Raw genomic sequence first — 19,913 nt, 5'->3', positions numbered from 1 at the left:
TCAAGCGCTATTTCATCCAGTTCTTTCTGGCTGTAGACCGATAGGTCCGTTCCCTTGGGCAAGTACTGCCGTATCAGTCCATTGATATTTTCGTTGGCGCCTCTCTGCCACGGGCTGTGCGGGTCGCAGAAGTAGATGGCAACGCCGGTGTTCTGGGTGATTCTGGTGTGCTTCGCCATCTCACGTCCCTGGTCATACGTCAGGCTCTTCCGTGCGGCCAATGGCATGCGATTCAGCGCCGCGCTGAAGCCTTCCACCGCGGAGGTAGCGGTCGCATCGTTCATCTTCGCCAGAATCAGATAACCGCTTTTGAGTTCGACGAGGGTACCGACGGCCGATGCGTTGCCCTTGCCTTTGATGAGGTCGCCTTCCCAGTGCCCCGGGAACTCGCGTTTTTCCACCTCCGGAGGACGCAGGTGAATGCTGACCATGTCAGGAATCTGGTTACGCCGATCGACCTGGCCCCGGCGTGGCTTTCGGGTCGATTTCCCTTGCCTCAGGCAGTGGATCAACTCCTTTCTCAGCTCACCGACGGGCAACGCGTAGATGGCGCTGTAGATCGTTTCACGGCAGACGTAGGCGTCTCGAAGGTCTGGAATCGTCATACGCTTGAGCTTGCCGCTGATCTGTTCGGGAGACAAGCGATGACGCAGCATATACTGGATCAAGGCGAACCGAGGACTTCCTTGAAGCAGCTTACGCCTTGGCCGACAGCCTACCCGGCGATCACGGCGATCACGGCGACACTGGTGAGCGTGTAAAACGCGGTATCGGCCATCGGGTGATCGATTACGTCGTATCTCTCGACTGATCGTCGACGGGGATCGCTCGAGCAGAGCCGCCATCCTCCTGATGCTCAAACCTTGCTCAAGGCTGACCTGGATTGCGGCACGTTCTTCGATGCAGAGTTCAGAATAGGACATGGGGCCAACACCTTACCGAATTGGTCAGGTGTTGCACTCAGACTTTGCGTCCAAGAAGTAATCAGTAAATATTGGAAAATCACGCTTTCCACCTCGGGAGGATGGAGGTGAATGCTGACCATATCAGGAATCTGGTTGCGCCGATCGACCTGGCGATGGCGTGGCTTTCGGGTCGATCGACGCAACCAGTGGATCAACTCCTTCCTCAGCTCACCGACGGGCAAAGCGTAGATGGCGATCGTTTCACGGCAGACGTAGGCGTCTCGAAGGTCAGGAAATCGTCATACGCTTGAGCTTGCTGCTGATCTGTTCGGGAGACAAGCGATGACGCAGCATGTGCTGGATCAAGGCGAATCGAGGGCTCCCGAGAAGCAGCTTGTGTCTCGACCGACACCGTATCCGGCAGTCCTGTTGAAGCTGTTGAGCATGCGGGACGCAGTATCGGCCATCGAGCGCCTGATTGCGTCGTATCTCGCGATTGATAGTCGACGGGGACCGCTCCAGTAGGTCAGCCACCTTCCTGATGCTCAAGCCTTGCTCGAGGCTGACTTGGATCGTGACGCGCTCTTCGATGCAGAGTTCAGAATAGGACATGGGCACAACACTTTACCGAATTGGTCAGGTGTTGCACTTAGAGCTTGCGGCCAACAGGTTTCTCCGCCGTGCAACTGATCGAGCTCGAAACTCATCGCACGACGGCTGGTGCGGTAAACGTATAGCCGACGCCATAGACCACCTTGATGGGCGCTTGCAAGTTGGTGTGTGCATCTACCTTGCGACGAAGGCGGCTGACGACGGCATCGAGATACCGGTTGTCGAAATGAGCCCCTGGACGGGCAATCGTCTCCACCAGCTTCTCTCGATCACAAACGCCCCCCTCGTAGTCGCAGAGCGTACTCAAGAGAGCAAACTCGGTCGCGGTCAGCTTGAGCGTAAGCTGGTTTGGTGCTGTGAGGGTCCAGCTTCTGCTGTCCAACACCCAGTTGCCTCCGGTGTTGTCCGTTGCATCGGTCAGGTCTCCTGTCCGGCGCAACAGGCTGCGGATCGCCGCTTCTATCTCCCGCAACGTACTATGCTTGACGAGATAGATGTCAGCGCCGCTTTCAAAACCTCGTATGCGGTCGTCACTTTCGCTGAGCGCCGTGAGCATGATGATGCCGCAGCGATGGATTGCGCGAATTTCGCTGGCGAGCTCAAACCCGTTACCGTCTGGTAGCCCGACATCAAGGATGATGATGCCAGGTGGCTCGCTATCCAGCAGCGCCTGACGCAAGCCTTCCGCTGTCGCGACACCTTCAGCTGTAAAGCCGCACAGCTTGAGAAAGTCGACCAGGTCCTTTCGCAGCCGCGGCTCGTCTTCAACGATCAATATGTGCGTCAAGTCATCGCCTCCTATGGCTTGGTCGGCTGGGTTGCGTCGTTTGGCAACGGCACGCGCAGGATGGCCACCGTCCCCCGACCTTCATTGGGGAGTAACTCCAGTGTGCCGCCATGGTAGGCAAGTAGCTTGCGGGACGAGTAGAGGCCGAGCCCGGTGCCTGTCGCGGCCTTGGTGTTGGAGGCTCGGAAGAAACGCCGTCCTATCCTGGGTAATTCGGCTTTCGGTATGCCGATGCCGCGATCACGAACCCGGATAGTAACGAACCCGCCTCCTGCCCAGAAATCGATATGAACGGGCTGGCGTTCCGGCGAGTATTTGAGCGCATTGTCAATCAGATTGATAATGATCGTCGACATCATATCTGGATCGACGAATATCGATATTGCCTCGTGATCTGTCCGGAAATGCAAACGGTCACTGCGGCCACCCATTTCGAAATGCAACTGCACATCGACGATAAGGGATGCAATTGGCATTGATTCGGGCTGAAAACCATTTTCTCGGTCGTTCGTCATGAAGCGATCGATCAGAGAGAACAGTCGGTCCACCGCCTCTCCGATGCCGGAAAGACGTTCCCTCGTTGCCTCATGAGATCTGTCGCCGACAAGGCCAATCATGTCGACTGCATTACGGATGACTGCCAGCGGAGTGCGAAACTCGTGACTGACAACGCGCATGAAATCCGTCTGCTCCGCACGAAGTGCGCGTTCAGACTCAAGACTGGTGTTCAGCTGATCCTGCAATTTACGCCGTTCCAGCACCTCCCGCGACAGGGCGTCATTCTTCTCGCGCAAATCAGCAGAGAGCCGTGAACTGACCATGAAGAGCAGGCAGGCAAACAAGGCGATCTGGAACAGAATACCTTGCAGCAGATACCAGGCGTTACGGTCGTTTATAACAGTGATACCCTGCGGAATGGCCGGAAACCAGAATTCGATGGCGCTGTGAATGATGCTCGCTGCCATGTAATAGACCAGCACGCCAATCGTCATCCAACGCAAGAGCCAGGGTTGTGTCCGATCTCGCAGCAGCACCAGGGTCATGGCCGACATGGCGATCACCGTGAAGAGCGTGGATGTGTAAATGCGAATCGCGATGTTACCTGGGTCGGCGACCATGGCGACGCTCCAGATCGCGACATAGCAAATCAGCAGAGAGAGGCCGGCCCAGAGATAGCGCGGCTGTCCCAGAAAGCGTGCCAAACCTGCTGCGAGCAGGACCACCCCCAGCTTGATAACGGTATTGGACAGGACGATGGACCAGACTGCTGGCTGCTCCTCCCTCAGGAGCAGTAGGAGAAGCCCTATGGCAATGGCCTTGAACCCTACCGCGAGAAACTTGAGCTCGTAGAGATGACGCCACGCCAACCAGACAAAGAGCCAGGCCACTGCCTGCAGGCTCGCGATTGCCAGGCTGACGACCAGTACTGTCTTGAGATCAAGCATCGCTGAGCATTTTCATGGATCCCTCGCCGCATAGCCGCGGTGATGCATCTTATGGTTGGCAGGTGATGAAGGATAGCGCAAGTACCGTTGTGTTGGGCAAGACGTCGTTGGAAAGGTCGATGGATGTTGCCGTGGTCGATGGATCAGTTGGTTTTCCACCTTGACTCGACTCGAATGTCGATTCGCAAGATTTAGTCAGAATTCAATTGTTTTGATCAGTAGAAATGATGACTGCAATAGTCCTAAATTCTTATCAGACACTGGAACGCCCGTCACAGGCTGCCGCCCAGTCCATCAAGAAACTCCAAACTCTGTTGGATTTATGGATATGCATAACAAAGATAAAGCCTCATCCTGGCGCGGTAGTCTTTCTGAAACCTCGCTCAATCCGAATACTCTGCGTGTGCTGACCGCATCGGCTGTGGGTCTTTGCAGTTTGGCCATGGTCAGCGGTGCGCGCGCAGGCTGCGATGGATCTGCAACCCAAACACTTGGCGAAGGCAATTTTGGGTATACATGGTCGATTTGCCAAGGCGAGGACGGTGCCGATGACAAAGATGAGAAAGAAGGCAAGCCAGGGGCGGCCATAACGTTTCAAACCCAAGGATCGTATACGGCCGGCAGCAGCCTCCCTTATGACTCATATGGGGCCGACCAGAACGGTGTCATCATGGCGCGCTCACGTGGTGGCGATGGCGTCGACGAGGGGGCGGCGGGGGGCGGTGGTAGCGTTACGATCACAAATTCTGGCCCTGTAACCCTGACTAGCGAGAACGATCCGGGCTCGATCGGCAGCTTGATTTCGGCATTGAGCTTCAGCGGCGACGGAGATGCGGATAATGACAATTACAAGTCGAGTGGCGGGAATAGCACGTGGGCTGGGACCGTCACCATCAACAACACGGGGACGCTGACCGTAGAATCGGTTAAGGCCGATCAAGGCAGAGGCATGTCCGGCATCCTTGGCTGGAGCCAGGGTGGCATTGGTGGTCATCAGAACGACGGTGTGGTGGGCGACCAAGTGGGCGGCACTGGCGGCAACGGCAACACCATCACCATCACCAACGACGGGCAAGTGAATCTCGGTAGTGAGGGTAGCCTGCTGAACGGGCTGGACTATGCCTGGGGCATTGCTGCCAGGTCTGTTGGCGGTCAGGGTGGCGACGACAACGGTTCTGGCGGTACGGGGGGCGCCATCCATATTGGCAACGGAGCATCCGGTAGTGCACCAATCAATATCTACTCGAACAGCTCTGACAGCGTGCGCGGCATCTATGCGCTGAGCCTGGGCGCCAACGGCACCGCTTCCAAGGACAGCACCGATAATGGCGGCAACGGCGCGCGCGGCAGCACCATTTCAGTCGATACATTTTCCGATATCACCGTCGTCAATACCGCCGATGTCAGCGAACTATCAGGCGGTATCGTGGCCATCAACCAAGGGGGGAGTGGGGGCACCGGCTATGACTCGTCGAACGGCGGTGCTGGTGGGGCCGCCAGCAACGATGTGATGACCCTGGGCGTCGAACAAGGCGCTACGGTGTCGACATGGGGCGATCATGTGATGGGCGTGGTCGGGCTGACCCAGGGCGGGCGCGGCGGCGATGGCAGGGATGGTGAGAAGAATAGCGCCGGAGGGCGCGGCGGTGAGGGTAGTCAGATCCAAATGGATGTTGATGGCGGCACCATCGAGACGGACGGCAACTATGCCTACGGGGTATTGGGTGGGAGCATCGGCGGTCAGGGCGGCAACGGCGGCGACGACACGGCGGTTGTCGGTACCAGTGGTGGTGGTGGCTACGGCGGTGATGCCGGCAGCGTCGGTGCCTACGTAGCGAGTGGTTCCGAGATTACGACGCTCGGGGATTTCTCGGCTGCAGTGACCTTGCACTCGATCGGCGGCGGTGGCGGCACCGGTGGCGACTTCACCAATGTGCTCGGCGGCGGTGCGGGTAATGGTGGCAATGGCGGCAATGGTGAGTTGGCCACCATCAACAATAATGGCGGGACGATCACCACTCATGGCGATCATTCCTACGGTCTTCTTGCGCAGTCGATCGGTGGCAGTGGCGGTACCGGTGGCATCGCCGCTGGGTTGACCCTCGAATTGGGTGGCGATGGCGGCAGCGGCGGGTCGTCGGGAACGGCCAGTGTCGAGAATGTCGGCTCGGTTACCACCTCCGGCTATTCGGCACATGGCATCGTCGCGCAGTCGATCAGCGGCGGTGGCGGTGCTGCCGGCATGGCCGGCGGCGTGTTGTCGATCGGTGGGTCCGGCGGTGGCACCGATAATACCAATGGAAATACGGCCAAAGTCGAGAATTCGGGCGATATCAGCACCGTCGGCGATGCGGCGATCGGCATCATGGCGCAGTCGATCGGCGGCGGTGGTGGCACCGGCGCTGGGGCGGCGGGTATTGCCACCGTCGGCGGCCAGGGCACTGCCGGTGGCGATGGCGGAGACACCAGCGTAATGCTGACAGGTGGCTCGATTACCACCCAGGGCGAGATGGCGCATGCGATCATGGCGCAATCGATTGGCGGTGGTGGTGGCAATGGCGGGAATGTGATCGATATGTCAATCGGCCTTCCTGCGTTGGGTATCGGCGGTAGCGCCGACGGTGGCGGTGATGGTGGGACGGTCTGCGTCACGAATGTTGATGACGGCGGCGCTTGTTCGGCCAGCTCCAATATGAACCCTGTCACCATCACGACCGCGGATTCCGGTGCGCTCGGCGTACTTGCTCAGTCTATTGGCGGCGGCGGCGGCAATGGCGGTAACGCCACGGGCGGCGATCTCGGACTCGCCAGCTTCCAGGTCGGCGGTATTGGTGGTGGTGGCGGCAACGCTGATACCGTAAACGTTGCCTTCGGCAATCTCGACTTGACGACCCGGGGCTCGCATGCGCCGGGCATCGTGGCTCAATCGGTTGGCGGCGGTGGTGGCAATGGCGGCTCTGCCAACTCCTATTCCTCGGGTGTTGGCTTCACGGCGTCGATGGCGGTGGGCGGTTCCGGGAGTTCTGGCGGTGCCGGCGGCCCCGTTTCCGTGAAGCTGACCAACAGCGTCGTCAAGACCGGTCAGGATGGCGGAGACGTGACCGACGCCATCGGCGTGCTTGCGCAGTCGATCAGCGGCGGTGGTGGCAATGGCGGTTCCTCGGTTGCCGATGCACTCACTGTGGCGGTGCCGACAACCGACGGCGTCTCCCTGGCGATGAGTGTGGCCACGGCCGTCGGCGGCAGCGGTGGAGGAAGTCACTCCGCCAGCAGCGTAGATGCGGTACTGGATGGCGGTACCGTCTCCACGAAAGGTGCTTCGTCGCATGGCCTCGTGGCGCAGTCGATCGGTGGCGGTGGTGGCAATGGCGGCAGTGCGTCGTCGATGGCCGCAACGGCCGGCATAGCGGACACGGTCAGCGCGGACATTGGTGTAGCGGTTGGCGGCTCGGGTGGCGGTGGCGGCAATGGCGGCACCGTCAACGTGGTACTCAAGAATACCTCCTCCGTAACGACTGCCGACGATTATGCCAATGCGATTGTAGCGCAGTCGATCGGCGGCGGTGGTGGTAACGGCGGTGTCGGCAGTGTGAATAACCATCAGATCGGCGGCGGCTTCAACCTGACGGCTAATATTGGTGTCGGCGGCGCCGGTAGCGGTGGTGCCAGCGGCGGAACAGCGAATGTGGATCTCGACGCTGGGACCAGTGTGCAGACCAGTGGGTCCGGGTCGCGTGGCGTACTCGTTCAGTCAATCGGCGGCGGCGGCGGCACGTCACAGGGCGTCAGCGTGGGCCTGGCGGGCAGCGGGGGGACGGAGGAGACAGGCGACATTACTGCCTCGGTCGGCGTTTCCGTCGGTCGCAGTGGTGGTGGCGGCGGTAGTGGTGGCGCGGTCAATGTCACCACAGCGGGTAATATCATCACCAGCGGGGGGGACGCCGATGGGGTGCTCGCGCAATCGATCGGTGGTGGCGGTGGGCTTGGTGGCTCGGTCGCGTCAGCCACACCTCGAGACTCGATATTGCCCGACCAGGGCACCAGCTACGGTTTCACCGTCGGCATCGGGGGCGCTGGAGGTGAAGCGGCCGACGGTGGCACTGTGACTCTGACGCACGCTGGCGATATCACCACCACGGGTGACTGGGCCGACGGCATCGTCGCGCAATCGATCGGAGGCGGAGGCGGCGCGGGCGGCTCCTCCAGCATGTCTGGCAGTCAGGCAACCGCCAACATCGCCGTGGGGGTTGGCGGCAGTGGTAGCGGGGGCGGTGATGGCGGCAAGATCGACATCACGTTCGACGATAATAGCGGCAACAGCATCAACACCGCGGGTTATAGTGCCCATGGCGTGCTGCTGCAGTCGATCGGTGGCGGCGGTGGCCAGGGGGGGGACGGCTCTGATCAGGCTAACGGCAAGATCACCGTAGGCGGCGGTATAGGCGGTAGTGGAGGGGCCGGCGGCAATGGCGGCAGCGTGGTAACCAGGGATTGGATCAACCTGTCGACGAGCGGTGACGACGCACATGGAATCGTCGCGCAGTCGATCGGCGGCGGCGGCGGCGTTGGCGGAGCCGGCAACAGCACGGCGGCCGAGGGCGACGATAGCCATACGATCGATCTCGTCGTCGGCGGCGCCGGGAGTGCTGGGGGCAGCGGTGGCACAGTCGATCTCGACCTCGGCACGTCACTGATTACCCATGGCGATCGAGCGTTTGGCGTCGTGGCGCAGTCGATCGGCGGCGGTGGCGGCATTGGTGGCGCCGGAGAGGCAGACAACATTGCTTCGCTGGTGGTCGGCGGCTCGGCCGGCGGCACGATCAACGGCGGGGATGTCTCGGTCGACATCACGACGAAGAGCTCTCTCCAGACCGGTGGCCTCGCTGCTCACGGCATCGTCGCGCAGTCAATTGGCGGCGGCGGTGGAATTGGCGGCACCGCGTCCGGCGCACCGCTTTCCTTCCAGGGGAACGACGCGGGTAGCTATGGCGACGGCGGTGACGTTGCCGTGACACTCGACAACGCGCATATCGAAACTGACGGGGATCATTCCTTTGGCATCATCGCACAGTCGATTGGTGGTGGTGGCGGCTTTGGAGGCAACGGATCCAGCGCCTTTATGGGATCGAACAGGAACGCAAGCACGGCCGGCATGAGCGGCCAGGTGACCGTCAATGTCATCAACGATGGATCCGTCCGAGCGAATGGCGAGGACTCGGCCGCCATCTTTGCGCAAAGCGACTCGCGCCAGATCAACGGCGGCGTAGAAGTGAACATCGCCGGCACGGTCGTCGGCGGCTCGGGTGACAAGGGCGCAGGGATGATCGTCGCCGGTGGTACTGATCAGGGCGACCACGCCAATTCCGTCACGGTCAATGAAGGTGGTTCGCTCAGTGCCGCCTCCGGCGTCGCGATCCGCTACCACGGCAGCGATAACTCCAATAACGACAATCCCAATGCCGGTGGCCTGGCGATCACCAATGAAAGTCTTGGCCGGATCGATGGCAGTATCGAGGCCTATGATGTAAACGGAAATTTGCTGACTCGCACTCAGGGAACCGGTACCGCGATGGTCAGCACGGCAACCTTCGCCACCCCGTATGCCGCCGTCAGCGCGGTGCCGGCGCATCCCGTGACGGTGCTCAACGAGGCAGGCGGCACGCTGACCGGGGCAACGCGTTACCAGGCGGATGTCACCAACGAGGGGCGTCTGGACGTTGGTCATCCGGGGAGAAGCGATACACTGACTGTCGCCGGAGATTTTGTTCAGTCCGACAGCGGTGACACCCATGTCGCGGTCGATTTCGCCGGTAACGAGGGCGATCTGATGGCGATCAACGGGGCCGCAACGTTGGAAGGTACCCTGACACTCGAGCCGCTGTCGATCCTCTACGGCTCGGAGTTGACGGTACTGACCGCCGAGGAGGGCATCGTCGGGAGGTTCGATGATGACGCATCTGAACTCATCACCTTCAAGCATTCGGTGACCGAGAAGGGGTACGCGATAGCCGTGTCGGAGGCGAGTTTCAGTGATGATCGCCACGGTCTGAACGAGCAGCAGGAGAATGTCGCGGACTACCTTGGCGATGTGTTCCGGGCGGGCGACATCAACACCGCTGAGGCTGTTGCGGCGTTGGAGCTCGCCGCGCGCGATGGTGGCTACCGCGAGGCCCTGTCGAGGCTCTCGCCCGGGGCAAGTCTGGCTGCGGAAGCGGCAAGTTTCGAACTTGCACGCGGCCGGTTCTCGACGGTTCTTGACTGTTCGGCCCAGGCCGGTGCCTGGTCCGACGGCCAGAACTGCCTGCAGATCCTGGGGTCGGGACAGTATCTCGACCAGGGGGGCGGCGATGACGCCTTCGGCTATGACGGGCATGTTGATACCGTCGGCGTGGCCGGTGCGACGATGCTGAACCCCGACTGGCGGATCGGCGGGGCGATCGGCTACGAGACCGCTGACTTCAACGGTGAGGACGGTTACGGCGCGACCGAGGGCGAGACGGTCTTCGCCGGTATCTCGGCTACACGCGAGATCGGTCCAGTGACCCTCGCCGCAGCCGGGGTGTTCAGCCGTGGCAATTTCGACACGACCCGGCAGCCGGGTCTTACCGCCGGCGCCGACACAGCACGCGGCGATCACGATGTGACCAGCGTGGCAACACGCTTGCGGGCCAGCTATCGCAAGGATTTCGGGTCATCCTACGTAACGCCGATGATGGATCTTGACGTCATCTGGACCGATTCCGAGGGTTACACCGAGGACGGTGCGGGAGAACTGGCGCTGGAGGTGGACGACAGCGAGGAAACGGCCTTCGTGGCAACACCGGCGATCGAAGCGGGACACCATTTCACCTTGGACAACGGTGCAGACCTGCGGGTTTACAGCAGTGCGGGGGTCAGTCTTTCGTCACTCGACCGCTACCGGACCAGCGCACGCTTTGCCGGTTCTGACCCAGCGGTAGGTTCCTTTGACAGTGACGTGGCCATGCCCGATGTTGTCGGCCGGATCAGCGCGGGGGCGGAGGTTCTGAACTCTCGAAACCTGGGATTGGGCGTACGTTACGACGGCGCCTTCGGTAGTGACCTGACCAACCATGGCGGAAGTCTGAGTCTGACCTACAGGTTCTGATTGCCACTGACAGGGATGGTTATTCACGAGGAGAGTTTCGAAATGAGTGAGAGTCTTATTCAATGACAGTAGGGGCATGTCGAGCGTAAGTAACTTATGGCGGATGGTGACCTGGGGACTGGTCATCATCCTTGCTATTGTCGTTGATTAGCTCCAGCTGTGTGCCTGATGGCATCGGCAGTGTCGTTACGACAGCGATCATGCGCGCAAAAGGTCATGGACTGGCTGATGAGCCAGCCGAGGCGCTTCTCACTGTTCATGTACACCATCTCAGGGCATACCGAATCAGGTGGCAACAGTATGCTCGCAGCCGAGTGTCAACGAAGCACCTCGAATCGACTGATGATCCAGAAGATGTGGAAAAGCAGTGCGAGGACTGCGAAAGCCGTCTGATAGCGCTTCGATCGCCATATCAGCGCAAGGACGGTTCCGGCGAACAGCACGGCCTGGCGGACCGGATAATACCAGCTGCCGTAATGAGCCAAATAATACTCTCGGCCCTTGATCAACGTATCGATCACATCGACGGTAAGTAGTAGCAGGAGCAGGATATAGAAGGCGTGCCGTCGCTTGCGGAAATAATCGCCAAAGCCCTGATATTCGTCCATGCGATCAGGGAACAGGACAGCCGACAGTGCTGCGAACAGGCCAGCGTAGAAGATCAGGAAGACATAGAGCTCAAAGGACCAGTTCTGTCGATGTGAAAAGGAAAATTCAAACCACCAGAAGTGGATGATAAATAGTAGAAGGAACAGCACCCAGCAGAAATGCGATAGAGAAAGCTGTTCGCGCCCCGGGTGTTGGATGAAGCGCGTCATCCCGGTGATCAAGCGGCTAACGCTGAGCCCCAGTACCATACCCACGATGACGCGGATATGCGTAAAGATTTCCCCACCGGTCGAGCTGTGTGCCAGTTCGTTCATATCACCCCGGGTATTCAACAGAAACGATGGTAGTTCCCACAGCTGCGTCCAGTTGGAGGCTAGTACATTATCTTTGGCATCGCCAAGGGATGGGTGTCGTTGATGGTCAGCTCCGAATCATGTCGCACATGAATCACGTAACCTTCACGCCGCTATCATAAATATTGCCATACCGAGTACGCCCTTGGTCGCCTGAAAAGCTGAAGAGGAATGTCAAGCTGCTATGAGTCGATATGTAGAGCCTCCCATAGATTGGCTTGATTCCCGAAGGAAGTGATTTACAGCGAGGTGATAAAAGTTAACCGAAGGCTATAAGTTCATGTATGTTTTCGTGTCTGTGCTCTTTATTTCTGTTGAAAATATGAAGAGGAAATTTACCTCATATCCGATCAGAACCGCACCCATCTGAAATATCAGTGACACGTCGAGGAAAATGCGCCTGGTTGTCGCCTGACCCGACTGGAGGCGATCAACGTGCGTTACTCTCCAGAGCGTAGTTCAGCCGTCATCCATGTTGACGATCACCGGCTGTTGCGGAGTCGACGATCGTGCGCCTCAGCCAGAGGTGGCGCGGCTCATCCTGATGACGGGTATGCCACAGCAGGCTCATCGTGAAACTGTCGAGATCAAGCGGTGGTGGTAGCGCAATGAAGCGCCCCATTCCCGCTGCCGTCTGTGCCAGACTTTCTGGCAGCGTCATGATCAAGTCGGAGCGGGCGGCGATCTCGACGGCGGCAAGAAAGCTCGGCACGCGCACGCGAATCCGCCGCCGCCTATTCTGCCTGGCGAGGGCAATGTCGACGGGCGCCGATCCCACGCCAGTGACGCTGACGACGATGTGGCCCAACGCGAGATAGCCATCGAGATCAAGCTTCCGGCTGGCGGCGGGGTGTCCAGCGCGCATCAGCGTCACGAATCGATCATCGTAGAGACGGCGCCGACGAATACCTGTCGGTGCCTCATCGATCACGCCGACCACCGCGTCCACGGCGTCGTTCTCCAGCGCCGCAAAGACTGCCGGCCCGGGCGACACGATGTCCAGATCGAGCCCCGGGGCCTCGGCGGCGAGGCGAGCCAGCAGATGCGGCCCCAGCACAGCGGTTTCCAGGTCCAGCATCAGCAAGCGCACTTGCCCCGTCGCGGTGGCCGGATCGAATGGATTCGCCTCCAGCATTGCCTCAACACCCGATAGGGTTGTGTGCAATGTCGGCCGGATCTCCTGAGCGCGGGGAGTGAGGGTATAGCCGGACGGTCCTTCTGCCAGCAGAACATCCCCAAGGAGCTTGCGTAGCCGAGACAAGGCGCGGCTCACCGCCGGCTGGCTCATGCCGAGGCGGCCGGCGGCACGGGTGACGCTTCTTTCCTCGAGCAGCGCCTCGAGCACCACCAGAAGGTTCAGGTCGATTCGACGTAGATTCACTTCACGCATGCAAACTATATAGCCCATGCATTAGACGCATGTTCAGTGGCCGAACACACTCAGGAGTGTGCTCGTCACGAACTACCTGGAGGACAGCGTCATGTATGTGATCTTTGGAGCCAATGGTCGAGCAGGCGGCGAAACGGCGCGAGCGCTGCTCGAGCGCAGCGAACCGGTGCGTGTCGTGGTGCGTCATCGGGAACAAGGCGAACGCTGGAAGGCGCTGGGCGTCGAAGTGGCTCTGGCCAGCCTCGATAACGCGGCACAGGTCTCCGACGCCCTGACCGGGGCGACGGCAGCTTTCCTTCTTGAGCCGCCGCCGGTGGCCAATGATCCGTTTGAGCAGGCGACGGCGATCAGCACAGCTCTCTCCGAGGCGGTACGGCGCTCTGACCTGCCCAGAGCGGTTGTCCTGTCAGCAGTAGGTGCGCAACATGCCTCGGGAACTGGTGTCATTGCCACGCTGCATCAGCTTGAGGCCAGTTTGGCTGGGACTGCTCCGGCCACCGCCTTTCTCCGCTCGGGCTATTTTATTGAAACCTGGTCAGAGGTTGCCGAGTGCGCTGTTGCTGACGGTATCCTCCCATCCTTTCTGGATCTCGATCAGAAAATCCCGATGGTGAGTACGACCGATGTCGGGCAGGCCGCCGCTCGGCTCATGACCCAGCAATGGACAGGTACGCGCATCGTGGAGCTTGGCGGGATCACCGATTGGAGCGCTCGTGATGTCGCCGCTGCCTTTGCCGAGGTTCTCAACCGCCCGGTCAAGCCGATGTGGGTGCCGCCGGAGCAGCGGAGCGCCATGTTGGCCGAAGAAGGACTTCCCGAGGAAGTGGTTACTGTCCTGCTCGGCATGTATGAGGGCATCACAAACGGCCGCTTCACCCGCGAGGATGGCACCGAGCATTGGCGAGGCTCGACATCGCTGACCACCGCGGTTGAACACATCGTGACGAAGCTTCGCACCGCTGTATAAGCCAAGTGATCATGATGAACTTCATCCCGAAGACAGGAGGGGCAACGACAATGGAGCTATCCATCGATCTTCTGCTGTGGTCTGCCGCGATCGGCTGTGGCCTCATCGCCGGGATCTACTTCGCTTTCTCGACCTTCATCATGGCGGCCCTCGGCCGTATTGATGAAGGTGGCGGCATCGCTGCCATGAACTCGATCAATGCGACGATCCTTGGCTCACTGTTCATGACACTGTTCTTTGGCACAACGCTCGCCAGTGTCGCGTTGGTGATCCTCGGCCTGGCTGCGTGGGGCCAGCCGGGTTCGACGGTGATGCTCGCCGGTGGACTGATCCACGTCATCGGCATGTTTGCCAGCACGCTGGTCTTCAACGTACCGCTCAACAAGGAGTTGACGAGGGCCGGGGAAGGGGCTGCGGATGTCTGGGCCCGTTATCTCAAGAAGTGGACCTTCTGGAATCATGTCCGGACGGTCGCCTCGACGGTGGCCTGCGCAGGTTTCATCGCGGCTCTCCTGGCCAGGCCCCCAGTGTTCTGAAGCCTGCCAATGACTCTTGTCCCGGACAAAGGCCCCTGTGGCCGAACATTGAGGATCTTGCTTCGCTTACTGAAGTACGGAGTCTCGCAGCCACGATCAAAAGTCAGTACACGCAGCTGGACGAGCTGGTCAGCAATGCCGGAGTGGTAATCCTGGGTGATGTTCCGAAAGCCCTGCATATTCTGACAAACCCCCAATGATCTCCTATGCTTGACCCGTACGGGCAAATGACAGGTCAAAAGAACAACAAACGGTGGTCGATCAGTATGCTAGTGGGCCTGCCTGCCGTTCATGGATTGGATGAGGGCATGCATGAAACAGGATGCTACCGTGATCATTGCGCAATACTGGGCTGTCGGCCTCTTCGTTGTTGCCGTGATCGCTCTGTGTGCCTTCATGATTGGTGTTGCCAGTCTGCTCGGCGGGCGCAGCAAGGGGCGTAGCAAATCCCTGCCTTTCGAGTCCGGCGTGGTCGGTACAGGGAGTGCTCGCCAACGTTTTTCCGTCAAGTTCTACCTGGTCGCGATGCTCTTCGTGATCTTCGATATCGAAGCCGTATTCCTGTTCGGCTGGGCCGTAGCCGTGCGCGAAGTGGGCTGGACCGGCTTTGCCGGGGCTGCGGTGTTCATCCTTATTCTGCTCGCAGGGCTGATTTACGACAGTCGTGTCGGTGCCCTCGATTGGGCCCCGAAGCGCAAGCTGCGTGACCCCGAGTTCTGACTCGGCCCTGGCAACAGGCAAGATCTGGCCGACGCCGGCTTCAGATGTTCCATAACGATGTGACAGCTAGCCGTTAGCGGGAGGAGATGTATGACTTACACCCTCACACGTGCCGAAGAGGCAGCGCCAGCGGATGAACGCTATCCACTGGGCGAGCGCCAGCGGGTCGAAGAAGATCCGATGAAGCAGCAGATCCATCGCAACGTTTTCACCGGCAAGCTGGAAGAGGTCCTCAATTCGGCCGTCAACTGGGGGCGCAAGAACTCCCTGTGGCCTTATAACTTTGGGCTGTCGTGCTGCTATGTGGAAATGACCACGGCGTTTACCGCGCCGCATGACATCGCACGTTTCGGCTCCGAGGTGATTCGTGCATCCCCGCGCCAGGCGGACTTCATGGTGATCGCGGGGACCTGTTTCATCAAGATGGCGCCGGTCATCCAGCAGCTCTACGATCAGATGCTCGAGCCCAAGTGGGTGATCTCGATGGGCTCATGCGCCAATTCCGGGGGCATGTACGACATTTATTCGGTGGTTCAGGGTGTGGATAAATTCCTCCCGGTAGACGTCTACGTTCCCGGCTGTCCGCCACGGCCCGAGGCTTTTCTGCAAGGCTTGCAGCTCCTCCAGGACTCGATTCAGGAAGAGCGGCGGCCACTGTCGTGGGTGGTTGGTGACCAGGGTGTGTACCGTGCCGACATGCCTTCGCAGCGCGAGAAGAACCGCGATAGACGCATCCAGGCCACTGAGTTGCGTACGCCCGACAGCATCTGACCCGTGCGTCCACTTTCCGTCGCAGGAGCTGGTTCACGTCCATGAGCGTTGCCACCTTTTCCCCCGATTCGACGATCGCCGACGATTCCATTGTCGATGCGCTCAAGCAGCGCTTCGGCGATCAAGCTGTCCTCGAGCAGTCGACGCTGACCGGCATGCTGGTGTTGTGGGTATCCCGCGAAATATTGACCGAGGCGCTGAGCCTACTGCGCGATATGCCCGAGCCGTTCGAGATGCTCTACGATCTATCGGCGATCGATGAGCGCCTGCGCGCTAACCGGCACGGCCTGCCGGATTCGGCTTTCACGGTCTTCTACCAACTGATGTCGATACGGCGGAACCGCGACGTCATGCTGAAGGTGGCGCTGCACGAAGATGACCTGACGCTGCCCACCAGCGTGTCGCTCTATCCCAATGCCAACTGGTACGAGCGTGAAGTGTGGGACATGTTCGGTATTGATTTCCGTGGCCACCCCCATCTTGCGCGGCTCCTCATGCCGCCAACCTGGAATGGCCATCCGCTGCGCAAGGACCATGGCGCACGGGCCACCGAGTTCGACCCCTATACGCTGACGGTCGAGGGCCAGGACATCGAGCAGGAGGCGCTGAGATTCAAACCTGAAGACTGGGGCATGCAGCGCGAGCAGGGCGACACCGAATTCATGTTCCTCAACCTGGGGCCAAACCACCCCTCGGCGCATGGCGCCTTTCGCATCGTGCTGCAGCTCGACGGCGAGGAGATCATCGACTGTGTGCCGGATATCGGCTATCACCATCGCGGCGCCGAGAAGATGGGCGAGCGCCAGTCCTGGCACAGCTACATCCCCTATACCGACCGGGTCGATTACACCGGCGGGGTAATGAACAATTTCCCCTATATCCTGGCGGTGGAGAAGCTTGCCGGTATTCAGGTGACCGAGCGCGCCCAGACCATTCGTATCATGATGGCCGAGCTGTTTCGGATCAGCAGCCATCTGCTCTTTCTTGGCACCTACCTGCAGGATCTGGGGGCCATGTCGCCGGTGTTCTACACCTTTACCGATCGCCAGAAGGCCTATGAAGTCATCGAGGCGATCACCGGCTTTCGCATGCACCCGGCGTGGTTTCGCATCGGCGGGGTGGCTCAGGACCTGCCCAGGGGGTGGGATCGCCTGATGCAGGGCTTTGTCGATTGGATGCCTGCACGGTTGCGCGAGTACGAACGGTCGATGATGGAAAACGCCATCGTCCGCGAACGCACCCGTCACATCGCCGCGTACACCACCCGGGAAGCACTGGCCTGGGGCGTCACCGGCCCCAACCTGCGCGCTACCGGCTGTGACTTCGACCTGCGCAAGCAACGCCCTTATTCGGGTTACGAGCAGTTTGACTTCGAGGTGCCGTTGGGTGGTAACGGCGACGCCTTCGATCGTGGCCAGCTGCGCATCGAGGAAATGCGCCAGAGCCTGCGTATCATCCAGCAATGTATCGATCACATGCCCGCCGGTGACTACAAGGCGGATCATCCGCTGACCACGCCACCGCCCCGCGAAAGGATGCTGCAGCACATCGAGACCTTGATCACGCATTTCCTGCAGGTGTCCTGGGGCCCGGTGCTCAAGCCCAATGAGTCGCAGCAGATGATTGAAGCGACCAAGGGCATCAACAGCTATTACCTGACCAGTGATGGCAACACCATGAGTTACCGCACGCGCATTCGCACGCCGAGTTTTCCGCATCTTCAGCAGATTCCGTCGGTCATGCGCGGTGGCTTTGTACCCGATCTGATTGCCCATCTGGGCAGTATCGATTTTGTGATGGCCGACGTGGATCGCTGACATGACCGAGACGGCACGACAGATCACCAGTGATGGCGATGGCTTCATCCTCGCCGACGAGGACCGCCAGGCCATCGAGCATGAGCGCGACCATTATGAGCAGCCCCAGGCGGCCTGCATCGAGGCGCTCAAGATTGTTCAGCGTCGCCATGGCTGGGTGCCCGACGCGGCGATTCCCGTCATCGCCGAGGTGCTAGGGATCGGACCGGCCTCCGTCGAGGGAGTGGCGACCTTCTATAGCCTGATCTTCCGTCAGCCGGTGGGGCGCCATGTCATTCTCGTCTGCGACAGCAGTTCGTGCTTTCTCAACGATTACGATGAACTGCTCGAGGCGCTGTCGGCGAGGCTCGGCATTGGTTTGGGTCAGACCACCGAGGATGGTCGCTTCACGCTGCTGCCGGTGTGCTGTCTGGGCGCCTGCGACCGCGGTCCGGCGCTGATGGTCGACGATGATACCTACGGCCCCGTTGCACCCGATGACGTGGCCACTTTGCTGGAGGGCTATGCATGAGCGTCAGCCGCTATCGCAGTCAGCTGCGTCAGAGCGCCGCCGAGCGTCGCGCCGAAACCCATCCACTGACCTGGCGACTGGGTGAAGACGGCGCCATGGTCGGGCTGGGCGAGTACCTCGACAAGGACGGCTATGTCGCCGCACGGAAGGTCCTCAACCACCAGTCGCCCGATGACGTGGTCGCGACCATGAAGGACGCCAACGTGCGCGGGCGTGGCGGCGCTGGCTTCTCGGCGGGCATGAAGTGGAGCCTGACCATGAAGGGGCAGGACATCCCTCGCGGCTACCTGGTCTGCAACGCCGACGAGATGGAGCCGGGCACCTTCAAGGATCGCCTGCTGCTGGAACAGCTGCCACACCTGCTGATCGAGGGCATGATCATCGGTGGTTACGCCAACCACTCGCGCTTCGGCTACATCTTCCTGCGCGGCGAGTACGTTGAGGCGGCTCGCGCTCTGGCTCGCGCAATCGACGAAGCGCGCGCTGCCGGCTGGCTGGGCAATGATATCGCCGACAGCGGTTACGACTTCGACATCGCGCTGCACACCGGTGCTGGCCGCTATATCTGCGGGGAGGAGACGGCGCTGATCAACTCGTTGGAGGGCAATCGTGCCAACCCGCGGGCCAAGCCGCCGTTTCCGGGCCAGTCAGGCGCATGGGGCAAGCCCACTGTCGTCAATAACGTCGAGACCTTCTGCAACGCCCCGGCGGTGATGCTTCACGGTGCCAGGTGGTATCAGGATCTGTCCGGTGAGCTCAGCAACGACGGAGGGACCAAACTCTATGGTGTCTCCGGCAAGGTCGCCATGCCGGGGCTATGGGAGTTGCCGATCGGCACCAGCGGCAGTGAATTGCTCGAACGTGCCGGCGGTATGCGTGATGGTCGAGCGCTGAAGGCCTGGTTGCCGGGCGGCGGAAGCACTGGCTTTCTATTGCCCGAACACCTCGATGCGCCGCTCGACTTCGACACCATCGGCGAGTTGGGAAGCCGCATGGGCACTGGGCTGTTGACGGTGGTCAACGAGGATCAGAGTGTGTTGTCGCTGGTGCGCAACCTCGAGCAGTTCTTCGCCCGCGAGTCGTGCGGCTGGTGCACGCCGTGCCGCGATGGACTGCCGTGGACGGTCAAGATACTCCAGGCGCTCGAGCACGGCGAAGGCGAGCGCGGCGATCTGGAAATGCTCGACAAGCTGGGCGGCGATCTGGGACCGGGCAAGACGTTCTGTGCTCATGCTCCGGGGGCCGCGATGCCGCTGCAGTCGGCGCTCAAGTACTTCCGCGAGGAGTTCGAGCGTGGCGTCGTGCATCCGCCGCGCGCTGCCCATGCCGACCCGATCCCGGTGGGTGTGGTATGAGCGGATTCG

At 60.4% G+C, this 19,913-nt stretch carries 13 protein-coding genes and 1 pseudogene; 8 read left to right on the top strand and 6 right to left on the bottom strand.

Annotated elements, in window-relative coordinates; translation table 11 throughout:
* From BUE38_RS14275 to BUE38_RS14260, 4 genes and pseudogenes are all read right to left on the bottom strand, one after another.
* Positions 1 to 923: IS30 family transposase (locus tag BUE38_RS14275; protein ID WP_073435920.1), on the bottom strand; the 923-nt coding region annotated here is incomplete at its 3' end.
* 86 nt (positions 924 to 1,009) lie between these two features.
* A pseudogene (locus BUE38_RS23275) lies at positions 1,010 to 1,517 on the bottom strand (transposase); the annotation flags it as partial.
* A 91-nt stretch (positions 1,518 to 1,608) separates the two neighbouring features.
* A complete protein-coding gene (locus tag BUE38_RS14265; RefSeq protein ID WP_073435875.1) occupies positions 1,609 to 2,304 on the bottom strand; it encodes a response regulator transcription factor in 696 nt (231 codons plus the stop codon).
* A gap of 11 nt (positions 2,305 to 2,315) precedes the next feature.
* Positions 2,316 to 3,749, bottom strand: a complete 1,434-nt coding sequence (locus BUE38_RS14260) for a sensor histidine kinase (protein WP_073435874.1) — start codon at positions 3,747 to 3,749, stop codon at positions 2,316 to 2,318.
* Positions 3,750 to 4,419: 670 nt separating this feature from the next.
* On the opposite strand from BUE38_RS14260, the gene BUE38_RS14255 reads away from it, so the two are divergent.
* Positions 4,420 to 10,875: an autotransporter outer membrane beta-barrel domain-containing protein gene (locus BUE38_RS14255; RefSeq protein ID WP_073435918.1), complete on the top strand. Its 6,456-nt coding sequence runs from the start codon at positions 4,420 to 4,422 to the stop codon at positions 10,873 to 10,875.
* A gap of 317 nt (positions 10,876 to 11,192) precedes the next feature.
* Here the strand turns inward: BUE38_RS14255 and BUE38_RS14250 are convergent, their stop codons facing one another.
* Both BUE38_RS14250 and BUE38_RS14245 read right to left on the bottom strand, forming a co-directional pair.
* Entirely contained in the window at positions 11,193 to 11,798 is a 606-nt protein-coding gene (locus BUE38_RS14250) for a hypothetical protein (RefSeq protein ID WP_073435873.1), read from the bottom strand.
* A 505-nt stretch (positions 11,799 to 12,303) separates the two neighbouring features.
* Positions 12,304 to 13,227, bottom strand: coding sequence for a LysR family transcriptional regulator (locus tag BUE38_RS14245; protein ID WP_073435872.1), 924 nt, complete (start codon positions 13,225 to 13,227; stop codon positions 12,304 to 12,306).
* Positions 13,228 to 13,318: 91 nt separating this feature from the next.
* Between BUE38_RS14245 and BUE38_RS14240 the strand changes: the two genes are divergently transcribed.
* From BUE38_RS14240 to nuoF, 7 genes are all read left to right on the top strand, one after another.
* Positions 13,319 to 14,194 carry an NmrA family NAD(P)-binding protein gene (locus BUE38_RS14240; RefSeq protein WP_073435871.1) on the top strand — a complete coding sequence of 292 codons (876 nt, stop codon included), beginning with the start codon at positions 13,319 to 13,321 and terminating at the stop codon, positions 14,192 to 14,194.
* 50 nt (positions 14,195 to 14,244) lie between these two features.
* On the top strand, positions 14,245 to 14,730 hold the full coding sequence (locus BUE38_RS14235) for an anthrone oxygenase family protein (protein WP_073435870.1): 486 nt from the start codon (positions 14,245 to 14,247) through the stop codon (positions 14,728 to 14,730).
* A gap of 312 nt (positions 14,731 to 15,042) precedes the next feature.
* Entirely contained in the window at positions 15,043 to 15,450 is a 408-nt protein-coding gene (gene ndhC / locus BUE38_RS14230) for an NADH-quinone oxidoreductase subunit A (RefSeq protein WP_073435869.1), read from the top strand.
* A 90-nt stretch (positions 15,451 to 15,540) separates the two neighbouring features.
* Positions 15,541 to 16,221 carry a NuoB/complex I 20 kDa subunit family protein gene (locus BUE38_RS14225; RefSeq protein WP_073435868.1) on the top strand — a complete coding sequence of 227 codons (681 nt, stop codon included), beginning with the start codon at positions 15,541 to 15,543 and terminating at the stop codon, positions 16,219 to 16,221.
* 41 nt (positions 16,222 to 16,262) lie between these two features.
* Positions 16,263 to 18,038, top strand: a complete 1,776-nt coding sequence (gene nuoC / locus BUE38_RS14220) for an NADH-quinone oxidoreductase subunit C/D (RefSeq protein ID WP_073435867.1) — start codon at positions 16,263 to 16,265, stop codon at positions 18,036 to 18,038.
* A 1-nt stretch (position 18,039) separates the two neighbouring features.
* Positions 18,040 to 18,549: an NADH-quinone oxidoreductase subunit NuoE gene (gene nuoE / locus BUE38_RS14215; protein WP_073435866.1), complete on the top strand. Its 510-nt coding sequence runs from the start codon at positions 18,040 to 18,042 to the stop codon at positions 18,547 to 18,549.
* Positions 18,546 to 19,904: an NADH-quinone oxidoreductase subunit NuoF gene (nuoF, locus tag BUE38_RS14210; protein ID WP_073435865.1), complete on the top strand. Its 1,359-nt coding sequence runs from the start codon at positions 18,546 to 18,548 to the stop codon at positions 19,902 to 19,904. Before nuoE ends, nuoF begins: the two co-directional genes overlap by 4 nt.
* Positions 19,905 to 19,913: the final 9 nt, after the last annotated feature.

Source organism: Halomonas cupida (assembly GCF_900142755.1).
Lineage (GTDB): Bacteria > Pseudomonadota > Gammaproteobacteria > Pseudomonadales > Halomonadaceae > Halomonas > Halomonas cupida.
This window is presented reverse-complemented; position numbering and strand designations above follow the sequence as displayed.

Excerpts from the sequence above, each read along its gene's own strand:
- BUE38_RS14260 (WP_073435874.1), bottom strand. The coding sequence starts at position 3,749 with ATGCTTGATCTCAAGACAGTACTGGTCGTCAGCCTGGCAATCGCGAGC.
- BUE38_RS14255 (WP_073435918.1), top strand. The coding sequence starts at position 4,420 with ATGGCGCGCTCACGTGGTGGCGATGGCGTCGACGAGGGGGCGGCGGGG.
- BUE38_RS14250 (WP_073435873.1), bottom strand. The coding sequence starts at position 11,798 with ATGAACGAACTGGCACACAGCTCGACCGGTGGGGAAATCTTTACGCAT.
- BUE38_RS14245 (WP_073435872.1), bottom strand. The coding sequence starts at position 13,227 with ATGCGTGAAGTGAATCTACGTCGAATCGACCTGAACCTTCTGGTGGTG.
- BUE38_RS14240 (WP_073435871.1), top strand. The coding sequence starts at position 13,319 with ATGTATGTGATCTTTGGAGCCAATGGTCGAGCAGGCGGCGAAACGGCG.
- BUE38_RS14235 (WP_073435870.1), top strand. The coding sequence starts at position 14,245 with ATGGAGCTATCCATCGATCTTCTGCTGTGGTCTGCCGCGATCGGCTGT.
- ndhC (WP_073435869.1), top strand. The coding sequence starts at position 15,043 with ATGAAACAGGATGCTACCGTGATCATTGCGCAATACTGGGCTGTCGGC.
- BUE38_RS14225 (WP_073435868.1), top strand. The coding sequence starts at position 15,541 with ATGACTTACACCCTCACACGTGCCGAAGAGGCAGCGCCAGCGGATGAA.
- nuoC (WP_073435867.1), top strand. The coding sequence starts at position 16,263 with ATGAGCGTTGCCACCTTTTCCCCCGATTCGACGATCGCCGACGATTCC.
- nuoE (WP_073435866.1), top strand. The coding sequence starts at position 18,040 with ATGACCGAGACGGCACGACAGATCACCAGTGATGGCGATGGCTTCATC.
- nuoF (WP_073435865.1), top strand. The coding sequence starts at position 18,546 with ATGAGCGTCAGCCGCTATCGCAGTCAGCTGCGTCAGAGCGCCGCCGAG.